The 17852-nt window shown below is 73.5% G+C and carries 20 protein-coding genes; 6 read left to right on the forward strand and 14 right to left on the reverse strand.

Features of this window, described 5'->3' with window-relative positions; genetic code table 11:
* Positions 1–10: 10 nt before the first annotated feature.
* The 11 genes from panC to AC0IY1_RS22070 form a co-directional block, all read right to left on the reverse strand.
* The gene (gene panC, locus AC0IY1_RS22020; protein WP_471772415.1) at positions 11–868 is read right to left on the reverse strand and encodes a pantoate--beta-alanine ligase; all 858 of its coding nucleotides are present in this window, start codon (positions 866–868) and stop codon (positions 11–13) included.
* 100 nt (positions 869–968) lie between these two features.
* On the reverse strand, positions 969–1364 hold the full coding sequence (locus tag AC0IY1_RS22025) for a hypothetical protein (protein WP_471772417.1): 396 nt from the start codon (positions 1362–1364) through the stop codon (positions 969–971).
* Between the two features lie 50 nt (positions 1365–1414).
* Complete coding sequence (gene bla, locus AC0IY1_RS22030) at positions 1415–2347, reverse strand: class A beta-lactamase (RefSeq protein WP_471772419.1); 933 nt, start codon at positions 2345–2347, stop codon at positions 1415–1417.
* Positions 2348–2387: 40 nt separating this feature from the next.
* Entirely contained in the window at positions 2388–3695 is a 1308-nt protein-coding gene (locus AC0IY1_RS22035) for a hypothetical protein (RefSeq protein ID WP_471772421.1), read from the reverse strand.
* Entirely contained in the window at positions 3689–4597 is a 909-nt protein-coding gene (locus AC0IY1_RS22040; RefSeq protein ID WP_471772424.1) for a tetratricopeptide repeat protein, read from the reverse strand. Before AC0IY1_RS22040 ends, AC0IY1_RS22035 begins: the two co-directional genes overlap by 7 nt.
* A complete protein-coding gene (locus tag AC0IY1_RS22045; RefSeq protein ID WP_055946614.1) occupies positions 4597–5538 on the reverse strand; it encodes a vWA domain-containing protein in 942 nt (313 codons plus the stop codon). The genes AC0IY1_RS22040 and AC0IY1_RS22045 overlap by 1 nt, the downstream gene beginning before the upstream one ends.
* Complete coding sequence (locus tag AC0IY1_RS22050; RefSeq protein WP_471772490.1) at positions 5535–6545, reverse strand: VWA domain-containing protein; 1011 nt, start codon at positions 6543–6545, stop codon at positions 5535–5537. The genes AC0IY1_RS22045 and AC0IY1_RS22050 overlap by 4 nt, the downstream gene beginning before the upstream one ends.
* 33 nt (positions 6546–6578) lie before the next feature.
* Positions 6579–7037, reverse strand: coding sequence for a DUF4381 family protein (locus AC0IY1_RS22055; protein ID WP_471772426.1), 459 nt, complete (start codon positions 7035–7037; stop codon positions 6579–6581).
* Positions 7038–7115: 78 nt separating this feature from the next.
* A complete protein-coding gene (locus tag AC0IY1_RS22060; RefSeq protein WP_471772491.1) occupies positions 7116–7973 on the reverse strand; it encodes a DUF58 domain-containing protein in 858 nt (285 codons plus the stop codon).
* A 95-nt stretch (positions 7974–8068) separates the two neighbouring features.
* Positions 8069–9079 carry an AAA family ATPase gene (locus tag AC0IY1_RS22065; protein WP_055946622.1) on the reverse strand — a complete coding sequence of 337 codons (1011 nt, stop codon included), beginning with the start codon at positions 9077–9079 and terminating at the stop codon, positions 8069–8071.
* A 309-nt stretch (positions 9080–9388) separates the two neighbouring features.
* Complete coding sequence (locus AC0IY1_RS22070) at positions 9389–9616, reverse strand: hypothetical protein (RefSeq protein ID WP_181017263.1); 228 nt, start codon at positions 9614–9616, stop codon at positions 9389–9391.
* A 141-nt stretch (positions 9617–9757) separates the two neighbouring features.
* Between AC0IY1_RS22070 and AC0IY1_RS22075 the strand changes: the two genes are divergently transcribed.
* The 5 genes from AC0IY1_RS22075 to AC0IY1_RS22095 all read left to right on the forward strand — a co-directional run bounded on the left by AC0IY1_RS22075 (position 9758) and on the right by AC0IY1_RS22095 (position 15230).
* A complete protein-coding gene (locus AC0IY1_RS22075; RefSeq protein ID WP_471772429.1) occupies positions 9758–10657 on the forward strand; it encodes an alpha/beta fold hydrolase in 900 nt (299 codons plus the stop codon).
* Positions 10658–11073: 416 nt separating this feature from the next.
* The gene (locus tag AC0IY1_RS22080) at positions 11074–12765 is read left to right on the forward strand and encodes a methyl-accepting chemotaxis protein (protein ID WP_103708953.1); all 1692 of its coding nucleotides are present in this window, start codon (positions 11074–11076) and stop codon (positions 12763–12765) included.
* Between the two features lie 171 nt (positions 12766–12936).
* The gene (locus tag AC0IY1_RS22085) at positions 12937–13638 is read left to right on the forward strand and encodes an orotate phosphoribosyltransferase (RefSeq protein ID WP_055946638.1); all 702 of its coding nucleotides are present in this window, start codon (positions 12937–12939) and stop codon (positions 13636–13638) included.
* Positions 13639–13689: 51 nt separating this feature from the next.
* Entirely contained in the window at positions 13690–14406 is a 717-nt protein-coding gene (locus AC0IY1_RS22090; RefSeq protein ID WP_471772431.1) for an MgtC/SapB family protein, read from the forward strand.
* A 140-nt stretch (positions 14407–14546) separates the two neighbouring features.
* Complete coding sequence (locus AC0IY1_RS22095) at positions 14547–15230, forward strand: SDR family oxidoreductase (RefSeq protein WP_103708951.1); 684 nt, start codon at positions 14547–14549, stop codon at positions 15228–15230.
* Positions 15231–15310: 80 nt separating this feature from the next.
* Here the strand turns inward: AC0IY1_RS22095 and AC0IY1_RS22100 are convergent, their stop codons facing one another.
* The gene (locus tag AC0IY1_RS22100; RefSeq protein WP_471772433.1) at positions 15311–15688 is read right to left on the reverse strand and encodes a hypothetical protein; all 378 of its coding nucleotides are present in this window, start codon (positions 15686–15688) and stop codon (positions 15311–15313) included.
* Positions 15689–15952: 264 nt separating this feature from the next.
* Here AC0IY1_RS22100 and AC0IY1_RS22105 point away from each other — a divergent pair, with 264 nt between their 5' ends.
* Positions 15953–16825, forward strand: coding sequence for a C40 family peptidase (locus AC0IY1_RS22105; RefSeq protein ID WP_471772435.1), 873 nt, complete (start codon positions 15953–15955; stop codon positions 16823–16825).
* On the opposite strand, the gene AC0IY1_RS22110 is transcribed toward AC0IY1_RS22105, so the two are convergent.
* Together AC0IY1_RS22110 and AC0IY1_RS22115 are read right to left on the reverse strand one after the other, a co-directional pair.
* Positions 16803–17264 (reverse strand): arsenate-mycothiol transferase ArsC, encoded by a 462-nt coding sequence (locus AC0IY1_RS22110; protein ID WP_103708949.1) that lies wholly within the window; start codon positions 17262–17264, stop codon positions 16803–16805. The two genes, AC0IY1_RS22105 and AC0IY1_RS22110, sit on opposite strands and share 23 nt — an antisense overlap.
* Before the next feature lie 39 nt (positions 17265–17303).
* Entirely contained in the window at positions 17304–17852 is a 549-nt protein-coding gene (locus AC0IY1_RS22115; protein WP_082512765.1) for a UPF0262 family protein, read from the reverse strand.

Below are 17852 nucleotides of genomic sequence, written 5' to 3' on the forward strand. Positions count from 1 at the left end.
TCCGGCGGGTTCAGCCCGCCGGGACGTTGTCGATCAGGCGCGTGCGGCCGAGATAGGCCGCCGCCAGCACCCGGGCCGGCCGCGAGGCGTGCTCCACCGGCGCCAGCGTCTCGGCATCGCGGACCTCGAGATACTGCAACGGCGCGAAGCCCGCTTCGACCAGCGCGGCCCGGCCTCCCGCGATCAGGGGGCCGGCGCTTCCGCCGGACGCGAGGCCCGCGGCGATCTCGGACAGGACGGCGTGAAGGCGTGGCGCGCGCGCCCGCTCCTCGGCGGTGAGGTAGCGGTTGCGCGACGACAGGGCGAGGCCGTCCGCCTCCCGCAGGGTGGGAACGCCCTGGATCTCGACGGGCAGGTCGAGGTCGCGCACGGCGTGTCGGATCACCAGGAGTTGCTGGTAATCCTTCTCGCCGAACAGGGCGCAGTCCGGCTGGACCTGGTTGAGGAGCTTGGTCACCACCGTGGCGACGCCCGAGAAATGCCCCGGCCGATAGGCGCCGCACAGGCCCTCGGTGAGCCCGCCCACCTCGATCCGGGTCGAGAAATGCTCGGGGTACATCCCGGAGACTTCCGGCAGGTAGGCGGCATCGACCCCCGCCTCCGCCAGCAGGGCGAGGTCCGTCTCGGTGTCGCGGGGATAGCGCGAAAAATCCTCGTTCGGGCCGAACTGGGTCGGATTGACGAAGATGCTCGCCACGACGCGTCGGCCGAGGCCGCGCGCCCGCGCCATCAGGGCGAGGTGGCCGGCATGGAGCGCCCCCATCGTCGGCACCAGCACCACCCGCTCGTCGGCCCGGCGCCACGCGGCGACCGCGGCCCGCAGGGGGGCGACGGCTGTAAACCGGAGCAGGGAGGCGGGATCGGACATCGGCGGGTCGTCCTCGACAAGGTCTTCGGCAAAGTCCCGTGGGCGCGGATCGCGTCCCGGCGCGAGACCTAATCGCCCCGCCGACGGGACGCCAGACGCCTCAGGGACAATAGGGCCTCAGGGGCCGGCCGTAGGGATCGTCGACTCCGAGGGGTGGGGTGAAGCCGTAGTAGCTCGGCTTGCCGAGGCCGTAGGCCGAGCCGACATAGCTCGGGTCGCCGGGGGCATCGGTGGGGATCGGAACCCGCCGGGGAATGCAGCCGGCCAGCCGCCGGCGCGGCACCGGTGAGCGGTGGACCACCCCACCGTCCTCCTCGGCCCGCGGGAAGTAGCGCGGCAGGCTCTCGGGCTCCGGCGCGTAACCCTCCGCCGCGCGGCCAGGGGTCGGGAAGGCCAGGCCGCCGAGATCCGCCGCACCGGCAGGGGCTGCCAACAATCCGGCCAGGAGGGCGAGCACCGTCCCGTCCCGTCTGATCGTCACACCACCACGCCGCATCGGGTCCACTCCTCGCGGGACGACGGTGGCAGGCAGGCGTGAACCGAGTGTTAACCATAGGCCGTTGCGATGACCCGGCCGATCGCCGCGTGGGCCGCGTCGCGGGCCTCGCTCGTGGCGTCCGACCCCGTGATGTAAACGGCTGCCACCAGGGGCGCCCGGGCCGGCGGGCGCAGGAGCGCCACCACGTTGGCAGTGCCGTAGGCCCCGCTGCCCGTCTTGTCGCCGATGCCCCAATCGGCCGGAAGCCCCGCCCGCAGGCGCTTCGTTCCGGTGCGGGAGGCCGTCATCCAGCCCTCGAGCCGGGCGCGGCCGGCCTCCGTCAGCGACGGTCCGAGCAGGATCTTCCCGACGGTCGCCGCCATCGCGGCGGGCCGGGTGGTGTCGCGGGGATCGCCGGGCACGGCCGAATTCAGGTCGGGTTCGGTTCGGTCGAGGCGGGTCACCGGGTCGCCGAGGTCCCGGCAAAAGTCGGTCAGGGCCGCGGGACCACCGAGGGCACCGAGCAGGAGGTTGGCGGCGGTGTTGTCGCTCCAGACCAGGGCGGCGGCGCACAGAGCTTCCACCGACATCGTCCCGGCCTCCGGTCCGCCCGCCCTCAAGGCGCGGGTGGTGACGGGGGCGTAGGTGTCGAGGTCGGCCTCGCCGTAGGCGAGCCGCCGGTCGAGCCGTTCGCGGCCCGCCTCGACCCGGGCCAGGATCGCGGCGGCGAGGGGCAGCTTGAAGGTGCTGCAGAGCGGGAAGGTGCCGTCGGCGTCGTGCAGCAGGGCGGGTCCGCCACCCGTGTCGAGGACGGCGATCCCGGCGCGGCCGCCCAGGTCGCCGGCGATCCGCGCCAGCGCCGCCCCGGCGTCGGCGAACCGGCCCGCGGGACCTGGATCGGTCTTTCCCTGACCCTGGTTCTGGCCCTGGGCCGCGCTCGGCCGTGGCCGCAGGGGCAGGAGGGCACCCGCCCCGAGGAGGATCCGTCGCGTCAGGCTCATGTGGTTCCGGTCGAGGGGGCTCAGGTAGGTCGTGGAGTGGTCAGGGTGCGGTCCGGGCCCGGCCGTCGAGGGAGGCGAGACGCGAGGACATCTCCCTCGGCTGCGCTGCCGCGGCCGCCGGCCGGCTCAGGGCCCGGGCGAGGCCGGGCAGGTCGGGGGCCGCGACGGTGCCGAGTCCGTAGAGGTGGGAATCCAGGGCGTCGAGGCCTGCGGCGACTTCCGGCTGGGCCCGCCAGGCCTGCACGAGGTCGGGCTGCTCCAGGAGGACGGGGTCGAGATGGGCGCGGAAGCCCCGCGCGTCCCGGGCCGAGGCGGCGCGCCCGAGCGCCCGGCGCGTCCGCGCGTCGAGGCGCCGGCGTCCCGAACGCCCGCCAGTGCCGAAGCCCAGCAGGGCGAGGCCGAGGCCGAAGGCGCCGAGGGCCGCGGTCGCCACCACAAGGGGGGAAGCCGGCAGGACGGGTTTCGCCTCGTCGTCCCGGTCGGGCAGGCCGCCGCCGATCTGGCGGGCGGGAATCTCGGCCTCGCGCAGGGTGCGCGAGACGGTGTCGAACCACGGGATGACGATCGCGTCGAGGGGGATGATCTCCTCGATCGCGGGGCGCACGTCCCACTGGTAGGTCGCCCGTGCCACCGGGCCGGCGGGCGTGATGATCGTCTCGCGGGTCACCGGCCCGGCGAAGGTGAGGATGCCGCGCGTGCGCATCACCGGGCGGGGCGGCAGCCCCTCGGCGACCATGCCCTGCGCCTCCAGGGTGACGATGCGCCGCGTGGTCTCGCCGAGCTTCACCGTCTCGGGATCGGGGCTCCAGGAATCCGTGATCGTCACGTCCTTGGCCGGCAGCCACCAGGGCTCCTTCGCGTCGGGGCCGCCCACCGGCTTCGTCCAGGTGGCGACCGGCAGGGTCACCGGAGCCGAGGGCACGTCGACCACGACCCGCTTCCCGCCGTCGTTGACGGTGAGGCGGTGCAGGAACGGATCGATGGTGAAGTCGCCCGGATGGTGCGGGAAGATCGCGACCACCCGGTCGAAGGCGATGGCCACCTGCCCGTCGGGCAGGCGGGTCTTCGACCAGAGGTCGCGGCCGAGCTGCGTCCAGCTGAAATTGGCGAGCGACGGCTGGATCACCTCCTCCAGCAGGATCGGCTGGCGGTAGACCCCGTGGATGCGCAGCAGCACCATCTCGCGGGAGAACGGATCGGCGTTGCCGTTGCGCTCCGGCGTCACCGTGAGGGTGAGGTCCCCGGGACCGATCTCGGCCCGGGCCGGGAAGGGCGCGAGGAGGAGGACGGCGAGGCCCGCCGCGAGAACGCCCCGCCGAGTCCGGAACGCGAACCGATCGCTCACCATGGATTGCTCCCGCCGGGCACCGCCGTGCCGGCCTCGACGCGGGCGGCCTGTTCCGCTTTCAGGCGCAGCTTGAGATACCGTCCGGGATCGTCCGGCAGAGTCTGCAGCCAGAGGCGGTCGGGCCGGATCTCATGGGCCTCGAAGCTCTTCGTCACGCGGCGCACCTCCCGCTCGGGGGCCGCCGCGACCATGGCCGATCCCGCCCCGGTGCGGCCGCGCCCCGCCGCGTCGCTGGCCGAGCCGCGGGCCTCGCCCTTGCCGGAATCCACGGAGACCTGCTCGGCCTTGCCGCGCCGGGCGACCTTGCTGTTGCCCGGCGTCGAGGAGGTGGTGCCGCCCTCCTTGTTGCCGGCCAGACCCTCGCCGCTGGAGGTGGCCTGGGTGTCGTCGTTGGGGTCCTGGTTGGAGGTCTTGTTGTAGCGCGCGCCCACCGTGGCGGTGGCGTTGGCCACGCCGCCGCCCTTGCCGGGATCGCCGGCGCCCTCGTCCACGAGGCGGGCGATCAGCGAGCGGTTGGCCTGCGCGTCGGCATCGCGGGGGTTGTACTGGAGCGCGGCATCGTAGGCGTCGAGGGCGCCCTGCAGGTCGCCGGATTTCGCCAGGGCATTGCCGAGGTTGTAGGCGTTGCGCCGGCCGCCGTTGCGGAACAGGGCGGCGGCCTCGTCGTAGCGCCCGGCCTGGTAGAGGGCCGGGCCGCGCCAGGCCGGGTCGTCGAACACCCAGGCGGCGGCCTCGGGCAGGCCGGCCCCCAGCAGGGCACGGCCGAGGCTGGTGCGCGGCTGCGCCGTCGCCGTCAGGGCAAGGATGCCGGCGCCCGCGAGCCCCAGGGCGGCGAGGCGTGCCCAGCGGGTCCAGTCGCGGGGAAGGGCGGGCAGGCGGTCGGACAGGACACCGAGGGCCATCAGGCGCTCCTGCGGAACAGGACGAGGGCCGGCAGCAGCGCCAGCAGCACGAGCCAGCGCCCGAGATCGGCGAAGGCCAGGACGGTGTAGCCCCCGGCGGCGAGGTGCTGGGCGGTGCTGGCGCCCACCGCGTCGAGCACCGGGGCGGGGCTGTCGAGGAGGGCGAAGCGGCCCGAGCCCGCGTCGGTCAAACGCTCGAGGGCGCCTCGGTCGGGCTTGGGCGACCCCGCGGGCAGGCCGGGTCCGGCGGGGACGAAGAGGCCGTGCAGGTGCCAGCCCTTGGCGCGGATCGCGGCGGCCTCGCGCAGGGCCGCGTCGCCGATGCCGTCGCCGTCCGTGACGAGGACGACGTCGCCCGCGATCACGCCGGCCTCCGCGAGGGTGCGGCGGGCCAGGGCAAGGCCGCGCTCGGGATGGGTGCCCCGGTCCGGCACGGTATCGCCGTCCAGGGCGAACAGGGTGGAGGACAGGGCGTCCCGGTCGGTGGTGGGCGGGGCGGCGAGATAGGCGTCGCCCGCATAGACCACCACGGCGACGCTGCGGGTGCCGGCGGCCTCGGCGACCCCCTGCGCCACCTGGCGCACGTCCTTGAGGTGACCGCCCTCCGCGACGGAACGCGACAGGTCGCATACCACCACGGTCGCGTCGAGGTTGCGGAAGGTGGCGGCGTCCGGGCGCTCCACCGCCGGGCCGGTGAGGGCCAGGGCGACGAGCCCGGCCGCGATCGCCGCGGCGAGGTTCGCCTGCCGGCGTCCGCCGAGGACCGCGCCGCGCCGGGCGAGCAGCGCCATCAGGCCGGGATCGACGGCCCGGGTCCAGTCGCCGAGCGGCGCCGAGCGCCAGGCCGCGCGCAGCGCCAGGGCGGCCACGAGGGGGATCGCCACCAGCCACCAGGGCCGCAGGATCGCGCAGGTGGCGAGGACGGTGTCGAGGAAGCTCATGCGGTCCGCCGCGACGCGAGGAGGCCGGCCGCGGCCAGGAAGGCGAGGGCGGCGGGCCAGGGCCAGAGGTCCTTGCGCAGGGGCACCGGCGGCGCCTTGGCGCGCCCGCCCTCGATCGCGTCGATGGCGTCCGCCATGGCGATGAGGTCGTCGGTGGTCTTCACGCGGAACATCCGGCCACCGGTGAGGTCGGCGATCTCGCGCAGGGTCTCGGTGTCGACGACGTCCTGCTCGCCGTCGGCGTTGGAGACGTCGCGGGGTCCCAGCGCGATGGTGTGGACGCGGACGCCGAGCTCCTTGGCGAGGCCGGCCACGTCCCGGGGCGTGGTCTGGCCGGCATTGTTGGCGCCGTCCGTCATCAGGATCACCACCTTGGCGGTGGCGGCCGGCACGCCCTCGGCCTCTGGTCCCGCCGGGGTCAGGCGCTTGAGGGCGAGGCCGAGGCCGTCGCCGATGCCGGTTGAGCGGCCGACGAGGCCGATGGTCGCCTCGTCGAGGGCGCGGGCGACGGTGGCGGTGTCGAAGCTCGGGCTGGCGGCGACGTAGGATTCGTTGGCGAAGATGACGAGGCCGATGCGGTCACCGGCCCGGCGGCGGATGAAGTCGGTGCCGACGCGCTTGACCGCGGCGAGGCGGGTCACGGTCTGGCCGTCGAGGGCGAAGTCGCGCCGCTCCATCGAACCCGAGAGGTCCATCACCAGCATGATCTCGCGGCCCGAGGCCGGCAGGGCGGTGGCCGGCAGGACGAGGCGCGGTCCCGCCAGCGCGACCACCAGGCCCGCCCACAGGGTCCAGACCAGGAGGGTGCGGCCGCGGCCGCGCGCCGCCACGCTGTCGCCGCGGGCGGCCTCGGACACCAGGGACGGCGGAACCCGCAGGGCGCCGCTCGCCCCGACCCGCTCGGGGGGCATCAGCCTCGCCGCCAGCAGCGGCAGGGGCAGGAGGAGCAGGGCGTACGGGCTCGCGAGGTCGAAGGCCGAGGCGAGGGCGGTGAACCAGTGCGGCAAGAAGTTCGTCGGCAAAAATCCCGTCAGCATGGCTCAGGCCCCGATCCGGGCGAACAGCCGCGCCAGCTCGGCATCCACCGGGCCGGGCTCGGGCGCGCCGCGCCGGTAGAGCCCCTCGGCGAAGATCCGGCCCGCGCCGGCGCTGAAGAAGGTCGTGGCGAAGAGCCGGTCGAGGGTGGCGGCCCAGGCGGCGCCCTGGGCGTCGGCCGCGGCGTCCCCCTGGAGGGTGCGGGCGAGGCGGCGCAGGAGCTGCGCCTGCGCCACCCGGCGGCGCTCCGGCGGCAGGGCGTTGGCGGCGGCGAGGTCGGCCAGGGCCGCGCGCCGGACGGAGCCGCGCCGGCGCGCCCGCAGCAGGCGGACCAGGCCGAGGACGAGGGCCGCCGTGAAGCCCAGCGCGATGGCGAGCATCACCGCGCCCTGGGCCCCGCCCGTCTCGGCGGGCAGGTGCAGGCCGCGCAGCTGGTCGAGGCCCTGCGGGGCGTCGGGCGTCACCTGGCCTCTCCCTGTCGGCTTGGTCCTCGAGAGCTTCTGGGTCCCCGAGAGCCTGTCGGTCCCCGAGAGTTCGGCGCCCTACAGCATCGCATCGAGGCGCTCCATCAGCGGGGCGTAGGCCTCCGGGCCGGCCTCGACGTCGAGGCGCAGGCCCGCGATGCCGCGCTGGGCGTAGGCGACGAGGCGGGCATCGGTGCCCGCGGAGGCCCGGTCGGTCCGGCTCGCCTGCACGGTGCCGCGCCGGCCGTCCGGCGTGGCGAAGGGGTAGAAGCCCGGGGGCCGGGCGCGCTCGAAGGCGTCGCTGACCAGGACGAGGCGGATCGACAGGCGCTCGGCCATGATCGTCAGCAGGGGGTCGAAATCCGGGCCCGGAACGTCGAGGGCGCTGCCGATGACGAGGTGACCGCCCGAGGGCAGCAGGCTCTGGGCCAGGGTCAGGGCCGGCGCGAGGGGCGGATCCTCGGCGGCCCCGTCGGCCAGGGCCCGGGCATGGGCCAGCGCCAGGGCGCCGGTGAGGGCGGTCATCGCCCGCTCGCCGCCGGCCGGGCGGACCACCACGGGCTCGCCGGCGCCCGTTGCCACGAGGCCGATGCGGCCGCCATCGCCGACGATGCGCCAGCCGAGCAGGACCAGGGCCTCCGCGGCCGCCACCGAGCGCAGGGCGCGGCGGGTGCCGAACAGCATCGAGGGCCGGACGTCGAGGAGGAGCACCACGGCGCGGTCGCGCTCGTCGTGATGGGTGCGCACGTGCAGGATGCCGGTGCGGGCGGTGGCGTTGCGGTCGATGTGCCGGCGGTCGTCGCCCTCGGACCAGAGGCGCACGTCGTCCGGCTCGGAGCCGCGCCCGCGCCGCCGCGTCACGATCCCGCCGGGCAGGCCCGCCAGCGTCCGGGTGGCGGGGCCGGAGCCCCGCCGGGCGAGGTGGCGCAGGCCCATCAGCGCCTCCCCCGAGAGGTGGATGCCCGGCGCCCTCAGCGGGTCGCTATCCGGCACGAGGGCGGGGGCCGGGCTCGGCACGGTCATGGTCGCTCTCAGAGGGCCCGCACCCGCTGGACGAGGCCGCGGATGACGCCCCGGGCCGTCTGGCCCTCGGCGGCGGCGCGCCAGGTCAGGCCGATGCGGTGGGCGAGGGCGTCGGCGGCGAGGTCCGCCACGTCCTCCGGGATGACGTGGTCGCGGCCGTGCAGATAGGCCCGCGCCTTGCCGGCGAGCATCAGCGCCAGGGTGCCGCGCGGGGAGGCCGGGTGCTCGATGGCGGCGCGCAGGTCCGGGGCCGCCGCGTCGGTGCGGGTGCCGGCGACCAGCCGCACGAGATAGTCCTTGAGCGCCGGGGAGACGTAGACGTTGAGGGCGGCCTCCCGGGCGGCGCGGATCTCGGCCACGGTGAGCCGCACCGGCATCGCCTCCGCGTGGTGGTTGAGCTCGCCCTCCACGAGGTCGAGGATGCGGCGCTCGGCGGCCTCGTCCGGCATCTCCACCAGGACGTGGAGGAGGAAGCGGTCGAGCTGCGCCTCGGGCAGCGGAAAGGTGCCCGCGTGCTCGATCGGGTTCTGGGTCGCCACCACCATGAACGGGTCGGGCAGAGCATGGGTGTGGCCCGAGACCGTGATCTGACCCTCGGCCATGGCCTCGAGCAGGGCCGACTGCACCTTCGGCGGCGCACGGTTCACCTCGTCGACGAGGACGAGGGAGTGGAACAGGGGGCCGGGCAGGAACTCGAAGTCGCCGGCATCCTGGCGCCACACCGTGGTGCCGGTCAGGTCGGCGGGCATCAGGTCGGGGGTGCACTGGATGCGGGCGAAGCTGCCGTCGAGCCCGTCCGACAGGCGCTTGACCGCGCGGGTCTTGGCGAGGCCGGGAGCGCCCTCGATGAGGAGGTGGCCGCCGGTGAGGAGGCCGATGAGGAGGCGCTCGACCATCGCGTCGGCGCCGATGAGCCCGTGCAGAAGGCCGTCGCGGAGCGCGAGGACACGGCCGCGCAGGGCGGCGTCCACGGGCGGGGCGCCGGTCGCCGGCCGTTCGGCGAGGGCCGCGCCGCTCATGCGGAACGGCTCGCGCCGGCCGAACGGATCGCCCGGATCGTCGATGAAGCAGGACTCCGTCCAACCGGGCGCTGCCGTCGAACAGGACTCTGCGGAGCAGGAACGGTAGGCCGGTCCATGCGCGTCTCCTCGGTGATCTTTTTTGGGTCGGATTCTTGCGCGATCCGCCGCCTTCGGGTGTGCCCGCTGCGCGGGGCGGGCGTCAATCCCGCCCCGGCATCCGCGAGGCCGCAGGGCGTGCGCCGGGCCTCCCGGTCCGAACACAACTTTGCGGGCGTGGCGTCGGCGGAAGAGTTCGTCCGGTCCCGCTCAGAGTTTCTTCGACATCGGGGCCGCGCCCTGTCCGGCCATGCCCGCGCAGCAGCAGGCGGTCTTCTTCGTCCGGGACGGTTTCATGGCGCCGGCCCGCATGTCCATCTTGCCCTTGCCGCACATCATGCCGGCACCGCCTCCGCAGCACCCGGCGGCCTGGGCGGGAGCGAGGCCGGCCAGGGCGAGGCCGGCGGCCAGGGCGAGGGCGGTGAAACACGTCTGCATCGGGGAAAGTCCTGCTGGGGAGGGGAATGGGAGGGATCTAGTCGGAAAACCGCGCGCTTCTACCCGGAACGCCGCCGCCCGCGACCGCGAACCGCCGCCCCGCCCCGTGCGTTCCCCGGGCCCCTGCCGGAGGCGCCGTCCGTGACCACCGATCTCTTTCCCCGCTTCGCCGCCCCCTGGATCGACATCCCGGCCGGCCGCTTCTTCGCCCGCATCGGCGGGCCGGAGGACGGGAGTCCGGTGCTGCTCCTCCACGGCTTTCCGCAGAGCCATGCCTGCTGGCACCGGATCGCCCCGGCCCTCGCCGAGCGCCACCGCGTGATCTGCCTCGACCTCAAGGGCTACGGCTGGTCGGCCGCCCCCGAGGGCGACCCGCGCCACGCGGCCTACGCCAAGTGCACCCTCGCGGCCGAGGTGGTGGCGGTGATGGAATCCCTCGGCCATGTCCACTTCGCCCTCGTGGGGCACGACCGGGGCGCCCGCATCGGCTACCGCCTCGCCCTCGACGAGCCGGGGCGGATCGCCCGGCTGGCCCTCCTCGACATCCTGCCGACCCTGGTCCAGTGGGAGCGGATCGAGGCCAACCCCCGCAAGCCCTCGCACTGGCACTTCCTGGCCGAGGCCGCGCCGGGCCCGGAACAGGCCATCGGCCGCGACCCGGACGCCTATTTCGAGGGGCTGCTGCGCGACTGGAGCGGAGACGGGTCCCTCGAGGCCTTCGCGCCCGCCGCCCTGCATCTCTACCGGCAGGCCTGGGGCGTGCCCGAGCGCATCCAGGCCTTCTGCGAGGATTACCGGGCGGGGGCCACCCGCGACCGGGAGGCCGATCTCGCCGACCTCGCCGCCGGCCGCCGGCTCGCCTGCCCGACCCTGATCCTCACCGGCGACCGCTATCTCGACCGCAGCACCGAGACGCCCCTGGCCGCCTGGCAGCGCACCTTCGCGCCGGGCGCCGTCGCCGCCGAGGTCACGTCCGGCCATTTCCTGGCCGAGGAGAACCCCGCCGCGACCCTGGCGGCCCTGCAGGCCTTCCTGGCGTGAGCCGGCGGGTCTGCAAGCCTTCCTGGCGTGAGCCGGCGGCCCAGCAAGCCCTCCTGGCGTGAGCCGGCGGGTCTGCCGGCAGAACGGCGTATCCGTTCGCAGCCGGAGCCTCAGCTGTCTGACCCGCGCTCGCATGCGCGCTGTATTCCGCCGTACTGGGAGGCAGACGTCAGGGTTTCGAGCCTTTCGCTCGCCGCAACGCGCGGCCTGTCTGGGAGCGCGATTGATGAGCGATCCGCGCGCCGGGCCGAAAAACCTCGGAATACAACCAGAACGTCGCGAAATTTCGATCATGGGCTGCGAGATTTGAATACGTTAATCATTATTTCAGGGCCCTCTCACGAAAATGTGAGCACGACGCCGCGTCCCTGAGAGACCGATCAAGGTCCCGCGCCGGCGCCGTCACGGGGGCCGCCATGCGCGCATTCAACGATCTCAAACTTCTGGGAAAGCTCGCCCTTCCGAGCCTGATCCTCATCCTCGTGGCGGTCGGGCTGGTGGTCCTGGCCCGCGCCAGCCTCGCCACCCTCGCGCAGAACACGACCCAGATCGTCGATGTCCGCGCCACCCGGCTCTCCGTGGCCCAGCAACTCGCCCTGGCCGTGGATGAGGCGGTGATCGCCGAGAAGAACACCATCATCGAGACCGACGCCGCGCTGATGCAGCAGGACTTCGCCCATTACCAGGCGAGCCGCAAAGCCGCGCTGGAGGCCAACGACCGCCTGATCACCCTCGCCGACACCGCAGAACGCCGGGGAATCCTGCAGGGCGTCCGCAGCGACCTCGCGGCGTTCTTCGCCGTCGCCGACCGCTCCATCGCCCTCGGCCTGCGCAACGAGAACGAAGCGGCCGCCCGGATCTCGAAGCTGGAGGTCCGCCCGGCCCGGCTCAAGATCGCCCAGAGCGTGGCGACCCGCGTCGCCTCGAACCTGCGCGACCTCGAGACCGCCAAGCAGGCGGCGACCGAGACGGCCGAGAGCGCCACGCGCACCCTCATCGTCACCGCCATCCTGGGTCTCGGCTTCGCGGTCGGCCTGCTCGCGCTGATCACCCTCTACGGCGTCACCCGCCCGCTCGCCGCCATGACGGCGGCGATGGGCCGCCTCGCGGCCGGCGACCTCGCGGTGGCGGTGGCGGGCACCGCGCGGCGGGACGAGGTCGGCCTCCTGGCCCGCTCGCTCCAGGTCTTCAAGGACAACGCCCTGGAGGCCCGGCGCCTCGCCGAGGCGCAGGCGGCCGAGGACGCCGCCAAGATGCGCCGGGCCCAGCGCCTCGACACCCTGACACGCGCCTTCGAGAGCAACGTCTCGGTCCTGACCCAGGGCCTGGCGGGCGCCGCCACCGAGATGGAGGCCACGGCCCAGTCGATGAGCAGCGTCGCCGGCCAGACCAACCAGCAGACCGTGATCGTCGCGGGCGCCGCCGAGCAGACCTCCGCCAACGTCCAGACGGTGGCGGCGGCCAGCGAGGAGATGTCGGCCTCGGTGCAGGAGATCGTGAGCCAGGTCAGCCTGTCGGCCCGCATCGCCGACCAGGCGGTGGAGAATGCCCAGCGGACCGACGCCACCGTGCGCCGCCTCGCCGGCACCACCGAGCGCATCGGCACCTTCGTCGAGGTGATCTCCAGCATCGCCGCGCAGACCAACCTGCTGGCGCTGAACGCCACCATCGAGGCGGCCCGCGCCGGCGATGCCGGCCGGGGCTTCGCCGTCGTCGCCTCCGAGGTGAAGGAACTGGCCGGGCAGACCGCGAAGGCCACGGGGGAGATCGGCGAGCGCATCACCGAGATCCGGACCGCGACCCAGGAGGCCGTCGGCGACATCGAGGCCATCAGCCGGATCATCGCCGAGATGTCGCGCTACGCCGCCTCGATCGCCGCCGCCATGGAGGAGCAGGGGGCCGCGACCCAGGAGATCACCCGCAACGTGCAGGAGGCGGCGCGCGGCACCGAGGAGGTGACCACCAACATCGCCGGCGTGCGCGACGGCGCCGGCCAGACGGGGGCGGCCGCCTCGCAGGTGCTCAGCGCCGCCCAGGAACTCGCCCGGCACTCCGAGAACCTGACGCGCGAGGTCGGCGGATTCCTCGCCGACGTGAAGGCCGCCTGAGCGGGCCCCGGGGACGGCGCCGCTCGTCGCGCGATCTCGCCGGCGATCTCCAGGGTTGACGCCCCTGGCGGTTGGCGGGAAGGAGAACCCAACCCTTCAGACGGATGCGCGGCCCTTCCCGGAAGCGGGACGGGGCCGCGGCCGCCGCCCGCACGAGAGCGAACCCCGCGCATGACGACCTCCTTCCTGCCGATCGACCGCGCCGTGATCGCCCGCGAGGCGGCCAAGATGCTGCTCGAGATCAAGGCGGTGCACTTCTACCAGGAGAAGCCCTTCACCTTCACCTCGGGCTGGGCGAGCCCGGTCTACATCGACTGCCGCAAGATCATCTCGTACCCGCGCCTGCGCTCCACCCTGAACGACTTCGCGGCCGCCACCATCGTGCGCGACATCGGCTACGAGTCGATCACCCACGTGGCCGGCGGCGAGACCGCCGGCATCCCCTTCGCGGCCTGGATCTCCGACCGGCTGATGCTGCCGATGCAGTACGTGCGCAAGAAGGCCAAGGGCTTCGGCCGCAACGCCCAGATCGAGGGCGAGGTGGTGGAGGGCGCCAGGACCCTGCTGGTGGAGGACCTCGCCACCGACGGGCGCAGCAAGGCGCTGTTCTGCAAGGCCCTGCGCGATGCCGGCGCCCAGGTCGACCACTGCTTCGTGATGTTCTTCTACGACATCTTCCCCAACAGCCGCGAACTCATGGCCGACCTCGGCGTCCAGCTGCACTACCTCACCACCTGGTGGGACGTGCTGGCGGTGGCCAAGGAGAGCGGCCATTTCGACCCCAAGATCCTCGCCGAGGTCGAGAGCTTCCTGCACGAGCCCGCCAAGTGGTCGGCGGCGCATGGCGGCATCTCCGACTACCCGCAGGCCTGATCCCGGTCGCGCCGTCATGGTCCCGTCATGGGACCGCGTCAGGGCAGGACGATGATCCCCTTCCTGTCCGGGCCGATGCCCGAAGCCGTCAATTCGGCGCTCAGCCTCCTCGTCGCCTTCGGGCTCGGCACCCTGATCGGGGCCGAGCGCCAGTACCGGCAGCGCACGGCGGGCCTGCGCACCAACGTCCTGGTGGCGGTGGGGGCGGCCGCCTTCGTCGACCTCGGCATGCGCCTCGAAGGGGCGCCCGGCGGCACCCGCACGGTGGCCTACGTGATCTCGGGCGTCGGCTTCCTCGGCGCGGGCGTGATCATGAAGGAGGGCATGAACGTCCGCGGCCTCAACACCGCCGCGACCCTGTGGTGCTCGGCGGCCGTGGGCGCCTTCGCGGGCGTCGACTTTCCCCTGGAGGCGGCCTTCGTCACCGCCGCGGTGCTCGCCGGCAACACCCTGCTGCGTCCCCTCGTCAACGCCATCAACCGCGCCCCGATCGACGAGAGTCAGACCGAGGCGACCTACGAGGTGCAGGTGACGGTGCAGGCGGAGGCCGCCGGCCCCACCCGCGACCTCCTGGTGGAGCGCCTGGAGGCGGCGCAGTACCCCGTCGGCGGGATCGAGGTGGTGGAGCGGGGCGAGGACACCGTCGAGGTGGTGGCGACCCTGGTGGCGACGGCGGTGGCCGGCGCCGAGCTCGACGCCGTGGTGGCGGGCCTCGCACGGATGCCCGGCATCGAGCACGCGACCTGGTCGGTGCAGACAGCGGATTGAGGGACGCGCGGGTGCGCCCGCGCACCTCGGCGCGGGCCGCCCGGATTGCCGGACCGGCGCCTTCGTCCAACCTCCCCGGACAGGGGAGGGCGGCGTCGCCGGGCGCCCGGCCCTTCCGCGAACCAGGGACACGGATCACCATGGCATCCCAGAAGAACGCGCTCATCGTCGGGGCCTCGCGCGGCCTCGGGCTCGGCCTCGTCGAGACTTTCCTGCACCGCGGCTGGCGGGTGACCGCGACGCAGCGCTCGGCCTCCCCGGGCCTCGCCGCGCTGGCCTCCGACGCCCTCACGGTCGAGACGGCCGATATCGACGATGACGGGGCGGTGTCCGCCCTGCACGACCGCCTCGCGGGCCAGAGCTTCGACCTGATCTTCGTGGTGGCGGGCGTCGCGACCCAGGCGCACGAGCCGCTGCACCTGGTGCCGCGCGACGTCGCCGCCCAGGTCTACCTCACCAACGCGGTCAGCCCGGTGCGCTTCGCCGAGGCTTTCCTCGACCGGCTCGCACCCCGGGGCCTCGTCGCCTTCATGAGCTCGATCCTCGGCAGCGTCGGCCTCAACGAATCCGGCGGCTGGGAGAATTACCGGGCGAGCAAGGCCGCCCTCAACACCCTGGTGCGCAGCTTCGAGATCCGCCACCGGGACGCCGGCTTCGGTGTTCTGCTGCTGCATCCGGGCTGGGTCCGCACCGAGATGGGCGGGGCCGATGCCGATATCGATGTCGCCACCAGCGTCACCGGCATGGCCGACGTGATCACGGCCCAGCTCGGACGGACCGGAACGGCCTATCTCGACTACACCGGCAAGACTCTGGACTGGTAGGAAGCCTCTGGACTGGTAGCAAGACTCTGGACTGGTGGAGGGACGGGAAACGCCGGGCCGGGGAAAACCGGCCCTCCCGGTCAGGGGCGCCCGATCGGCGGGCGTCCGCGCCGCTCGACCACCACCGGCGGCCGGGTCCGGCGCTCGACGATGACGGTGCGCGGTGCCCGGCTCGGGCTGGCGGCGGTGAGGATGCGCTCCGGCATCCGGTCCGAGACCCGGTCGGGCTTGGCCTCCGACCGGACCTTGGCGGCGGCGACCACGTGCTCGCGCACCGCCTCCGGCGGCAGGCCGATCAGGCCGGCGGCGATCTCCACCTGCTGGTCGATGTCGTCGGCGAGGTCCTGGGCCGCGGCGACGGCCTCCGGGATGGTCGGCGGCTCGCGCCGCACACGGATCGGCGGGAGATCCTGGAAAGATTTCGAGGGCTTCTTCACGGCGCGACTCGCTTCGGGCATGACCGGACCATACGCGCAATCCGGCCGTTTGTGCAGTGCACACATTCGCGGGCGAGCCGCGCGTTCGGCGCATCGCGGCGGCGTGATCGATGTCCGGTCAGCCGCCGATGGCGCGTCCCCGAACGGGCCTGCCTGGGCGAGAAGCGTTCTGCCGGCGGATTGGGTAAATCCGGGCGTCGAAATGCCGCGCTCCCGCGGGAATCGTCCGGGCGGTTGCGATGCGGCCGGCGGGCGCCGATAGTCGGAGCCATAATGGGTGGGGCTATGGCGGATTCCCTCTTCGATCTCTCCGACCCGCGTCTCGTGCCGGCCCGGCCCGAGATCGCCGATGCCCGCCTGCGCGGCCATGTGGCGGCCGAACGCTACGTCGTGGGCGAGGCGCGCGCGGTGGTCGTGCCCTCGGCCCCCTTGCGCCGGACGCCGCGCTTCGATGCCGGCCTCGAAACCGAGGCGGTGATGGGGGACGCGGTGACCGCCTACGGCGCCGAGGAGGGCTTCGCCTTCGTCCAGTTCGCCCATGACGGCTATGTCGGCTACCTGCCCGAGGCGGCCCTCGGCCCCGCTCTGGCACCGACCCACCGCGTCATCGCCCTGCGCACGTTCCTCTACCCCGGCCCGGACCTGAAGCAGCCCGCCAGCGGCTGGCTGACCCTGGGCGCCCGCCTCCACCCGACGGAGACCCAGGGCGACTATCTCCGGATCGCGGGCGGCTACGTCTTTGCCGGCCACTGCGCACCCCTCGACGCGGTCGAACCCGACTACGCCGCCACCGCCGAGCGCCTCGTCGGGACGCCCTATCTCTGGGGCGGGCGCACCAGTCTGGGTCTCGATTGCTCGGGCCTGGTCCAGCTCTGCCTCGCGCAGGCCGGGCGGCCGGCGCCGCGGGACGCCGACCAGCAGGAGCGCGGGCTCGGCGAGGCCCTGCCCCCGGATTTCGGGGACCTGCGCCGCGGCGATCTCGTGTTCTGGCGCGGCCATGTCGGGCTGATGCTCGACGCCACCCGCCTCATCCACGCCAACGGCCACCACATGGCGGTGGCGGTTGAGCCCCTCGCCGAGGCCGTCGCCCGTATCCGGGAGAAGAGCTACGGCCCGGTGACGTCGATCCGGCGGCTCAGCCCTTCAGCCGCATCTTGATCCGGTAGACCAGGCCGTCGCGGACGTCGCGGTAGGCGTCGAGGCGCTGCTCCCGGGTGCCGTCCTGGATGTTGGTCGGGTCTGGGGTCGGCCAGTACTCGACCTCGACCGCGTTGGTGCGGGTCAGCTCCAGGGCGGCGTGGTGCGCTTCCGGCGCCAGGGTGATGATGAGGTCGAAGTTCAGGCCCTCCCACTCCTCGAGCTGGGCCAGGGTGCGCGGCTTGTGACGCGCCGCGTCGATGCCGATCTCGTCGAGGGCCGCCACCATGAAGGGATCGGCCGGTTCGCCGGAGCGCACCCCGGCCGATTGCACGTAGATCGACCTGCCGAAGTAATGGCGTGCGATGGCCTCCGCCGCGAGCGAGCGCACGGCGTTGAAGTTGCACATGAACAGGGCCGACTGCACGCGCGTCTTCTTCGGGCCGGTCGCGTCCGCCATCCGGTCGTCTCAGCCTCGCACTTCGAGAGGGGTCGCGGCTCAGGCCTTCCAGTGCAAGGCGAAGACCAGGGTGAAGAGGCGGCGCGCGGTGTCGTGGTCGAGGTCGACCTTGCCCTCGAGGCGCTGGCGCAGCAGGTCGGACGCCTCGTTGTGCAGGCCGCGCCGGCCCATGTCGATCGCCTCGATCTGGGTCGGCGAGGCGGTGCGGATGGCGTTGTAGTAGCTCTCGCAGATCATCTCGTAGTCGCGGATCACCCGACGGAACGGGGTCAGCGACAGGAGGTGGGTCATCACCGGTTCGCCGTCCTCGCGCTTGATGACGAGGGCGAGCTTGCTCTCCACGAGTCCGAGGGTGAGGGCGTAGGGGCCCTCGCGGCCGGGGACCGTGAAGCTGTTGTCCTCCAGGATATCGAAGATCGCGATGGCGCGCTCGTGCTCCTGATCCGGGTTGCCCCGGCCGATCGACTCCTCGTCGAGGGTCACCACCGCGAGGCGATGCGGCGACTTCGCCTTCGCCTCCGGCGCCTTTCCCGCCGACGCCTGGGCGTCCTGGGATTTCACGTCGCTCGATTTGGCCGCGCCGGACAT

The sequence above is a fragment of the Methylobacterium sp. AC690 genome (genome assembly GCF_979256535.1).

Coding starts and splice junctions, on each gene's coding strand:
- panC (WP_471772415.1), bottom strand. CDS start 868: ATGTCCGATCCCGCCTCCCTGCTCCGGTTTACAGCCGTCGCCCCCCTG.
- AC0IY1_RS22025 (WP_471772417.1), bottom strand. CDS start 1,364: ATGCGGCGTGGTGGTGTGACGATCAGACGGGACGGGACGGTGCTCGCC.
- bla (WP_471772419.1), bottom strand. CDS start 2,347: ATGAGCCTGACGCGACGGATCCTCCTCGGGGCGGGTGCCCTCCTGCCC.
- AC0IY1_RS22035 (WP_471772421.1), bottom strand. CDS start 3,695: ATGGTGAGCGATCGGTTCGCGTTCCGGACTCGGCGGGGCGTTCTCGCG.
- AC0IY1_RS22040 (WP_471772424.1), bottom strand. CDS start 4,597: ATGGCCCTCGGTGTCCTGTCCGACCGCCTGCCCGCCCTTCCCCGCGAC.
- AC0IY1_RS22045 (WP_055946614.1), bottom strand. CDS start 5,538: ATGAGCTTCCTCGACACCGTCCTCGCCACCTGCGCGATCCTGCGGCCC.
- AC0IY1_RS22060 (WP_471772491.1), bottom strand. CDS start 7,973: ATGGGCCTGCGCCACCTCGCCCGGCGGGGCTCCGGCCCCGCCACCCGG.
- AC0IY1_RS22065 (WP_055946622.1), bottom strand. CDS start 9,079: ATGAGCGGCGCGGCCCTCGCCGAACGGCCGGCGACCGGCGCCCCGCCC.
- AC0IY1_RS22070 (WP_181017263.1), bottom strand. CDS start 9,616: ATGCAGACGTGTTTCACCGCCCTCGCCCTGGCCGCCGGCCTCGCCCTG.
- AC0IY1_RS22080 (WP_103708953.1), top strand. CDS start 11,074: ATGCGCGCATTCAACGATCTCAAACTTCTGGGAAAGCTCGCCCTTCCG.
- AC0IY1_RS22085 (WP_055946638.1), top strand. CDS start 12,937: ATGACGACCTCCTTCCTGCCGATCGACCGCGCCGTGATCGCCCGCGAG.
- AC0IY1_RS22090 (WP_471772431.1), top strand. CDS start 13,690: ATGATCCCCTTCCTGTCCGGGCCGATGCCCGAAGCCGTCAATTCGGCG.
- AC0IY1_RS22095 (WP_103708951.1), top strand. CDS start 14,547: ATGGCATCCCAGAAGAACGCGCTCATCGTCGGGGCCTCGCGCGGCCTC.
- AC0IY1_RS22100 (WP_471772433.1), bottom strand. CDS start 15,688: ATGCCCGAAGCGAGTCGCGCCGTGAAGAAGCCCTCGAAATCTTTCCAG.
- AC0IY1_RS22105 (WP_471772435.1), top strand. CDS start 15,953: ATGGCGGATTCCCTCTTCGATCTCTCCGACCCGCGTCTCGTGCCGGCC.
- AC0IY1_RS22110 (WP_103708949.1), bottom strand. CDS start 17,264: ATGGCGGACGCGACCGGCCCGAAGAAGACGCGCGTGCAGTCGGCCCTG.
- AC0IY1_RS22115 (WP_082512765.1), bottom strand. CDS start 17,852: ATGTCCGGCGCGGCCAAATCGAGCGACGTGAAATCCCAGGACGCCCAG.